The sequence below is a fragment of the Streptomyces sp. NPDC059255 genome (assembly GCF_042752355.1).
Classification (GTDB): Bacteria; Actinomycetota; Actinomycetes; order Streptomycetales; family Streptomycetaceae; genus Streptomyces.
The window spans coordinates 1-2,270 of record NZ_JBHYZP010000095.1 but is presented as its reverse complement, the minus strand read 5'-3'; the positions used below and the strand labels follow the sequence as shown (position 1 = coordinate 2,270).

Genomic DNA, 2,270 nt, shown 5'->3' with positions numbered 1-2,270 from the left:
GTCACTGCGTGCTCTGCGAGAGCGGTACGGAGGTCTTTCAGGAAGTCGCAGGTCTCGCGGTTGGTGTATCCGGGACTGCTGATCCTTTCAGCCACCCCGGATACTTCCCGTGGTGCCACGTCCACCCCGAGACCACTGTTGTCCTTAAGGGCTTGATCAACATTGTCCGCGGGTTCGTCGCGGACATCTTCGCTTCCGAGTTCCCGGGTGAGCTCCCTCAAGGTGTCCTGCGGAGTAAATTGTGTTGTTTGGAGTTCTTTTTTCAGTGCACTGGCTGCGGATCGCCAGCGGTTGGTCCAGCTGGGAACGTCACCGTTCCAGGCCGAAACAAGGGCAATGGTGTACTGCAGTGAGGGGAATCCTCCGGCCAGCAGGCGCGAAAGCTGTGGCGGAACGCCGGTGGGTGACAGGGCAGCGGCCTTCTCGTAGGTCACTGCGTGCTCTGCGAGAGCGGTACGGAGGTCTTTCAGGAAGTCGCAGGTCTCGCGGTTGGTGTATCCGGGACTGCTGATCCTTTCAGCCACCCCGGATGCATCCCGTGGTGCCACGTCCAACCCGAGACCGCTGCGCGGTGTGTGCTGGGCGTGGTCTTTTTGTAGCGGGGTGGTCCGTTTGGCGGCTGGTTCGGTTACGACGTCGGGCATCGAGGCGGACAGCGCCGCAGGCGGATAGGGCAGGGCTGCAACCGCAGGTCCCTCGTTCTTCTTCGCTGTTCTGGCGATGGTTACTTTGTACTCGAGTTCGGCCCACATCTGTGGCCGCTGCTTCACCCCGGCTGTGAGGATCCGTTCGTAAACGTAGTCGTACAGCTCGTGAACACTGATCAATCCGTCCTTGTCGAGATCGGCTTCCCCGGTGCGGAGACCGTCGATCACGGCTTCAGTGAACCTGGACCGGCCCGGCTCCAGCTCGCTGATCCGATCCCCTTCCCAGGCGTATTCGGTGCGGTTGGTGGCCGTGATAACCGCCCGGCCATGCCCGGCTAATTCATCACGAACGTGCACTGTGGTGTCACCCTTGGCGCCGCGCAGGAACGCGCCGCTGTAGCAGCAGTCCAGCAGCAAAATGATGGACCGGGCCCGGCAACGGCGCATCTGGGTGTGCAGAAACGCACTGGAGACAGCCGTGGAGGCGAGGAGTTTCGGATCGGTGTCCCGGGCCGCGAAGTACAGCTCTCCGTTGTCGTTCTTGATCCCATGGCATGAGAGGTGGAGCATCAACAGGTCGTTCCGGCTGCGGTCGAGGAAGAACTGCTCGACCGCCCGGTTCACCTCGTTGACGCTGCCGTCGACCACCGTCTGCACCACGAAGTCACCCACCTGAGGATGGCGGAGGACCTCGGCCAGACCCTCGGCGTCAGGCGCCGGCGAACGCAGCCTCCTCAAACCGGGAAGGTCGTAACGACCCGTCGCGATGAGCAGAGCAAACCGGCCCCCGGACACGCCAATGTCCCCCTTCAATCCTGCCTGGCTATTCCGGAATCCGGTACCGGCCCGGCCGGGCCGGTACGCGGTGCAGGTTCCACCGCGATTTGCGACGATGTATGCCGGGCAATGAATTCTTCGATCAAACGTTGCTGGTCAGCCGATGAGATGGCCTCCACCTCCAGGCTGTCCTCACCAAGAGCGATACTGACCGTGCGAACCGGCCGGTTCTCGATCCACGTCTGCAGCAGTTGCACCACACTGCGCACCGCAAACGGCGCCGCTGTCACCGCCAGAGCGCCCAAAGCGATCACCTCGCCCGGCTTCGCGCCCTCCGGCACGCTTTCTCCTGCCCGCCCCAACACGACATCTTCGACGTCGAGCTCCAGCAAGCGCTCACGCAACGCGAGCGCGCACGACTCCAGTTCCGCTGGATCGCTGTCCGTGCTGCCCTTGAGCACCACACTGATCTGACTCGTCGAAACCCTCACGATGCCCCCGCGTACTAGCCGAACGGCCAGCGTAACCAGAAAGCCCCTGCGCAACACCTGCGCCTGTGAAGCTCTTTGACGGAGCTTCTTCGAGGCGGCCACCGATCAGATGACGGTCCGCGAGCCGCAACGAGCGAGGCTCCCGGGCTGTTGATCGAGATGTCTGACGTCTCAATCACGCTGCTCGGGGGCCTCGTTGGTCAACTATCCTGCCGCACTCGACCTGCCCCGTGGACTCGTGGAGTGGGTCACGATGCTCCTCGTCACCCGTGAGGGGGACCGTCGCTGCAAGCTCCGCCCCGTCTCAGCGCGCGATGGTGACACTGGTATACCTGCGCGAGCACGTCACCCTGGC

Annotated in this window: 2 protein-coding genes and 1 pseudogene; 1 reads left to right on the top strand and 2 read right to left on the bottom strand. The window is 63.2% G+C overall.

Features of this window, described 5'->3' with window-relative positions; translation table 11 throughout:
* On the bottom strand, positions 1–1,442 hold a 1,442-nt coding region (locus ACFXKG_RS41150), incomplete at its 3' end, for a caspase domain-containing protein (protein WP_384850720.1).
* Positions 1,443–1,456: 14 nt separating this feature from the next.
* Positions 1,457–2,017 (bottom strand): hypothetical protein, encoded by a 561-nt coding sequence (locus ACFXKG_RS41145; protein WP_384850717.1) that lies wholly within the window; start codon positions 2,015–2,017, stop codon positions 1,457–1,459.
* A 94-nt stretch (positions 2,018–2,111) separates the two neighbouring features.
* Here ACFXKG_RS41145 and ACFXKG_RS41140 point away from each other — a divergent pair.
* Positions 2,112–2,270, top strand: a pseudogene (locus ACFXKG_RS41140) (IS5/IS1182 family transposase); the annotation flags it as partial.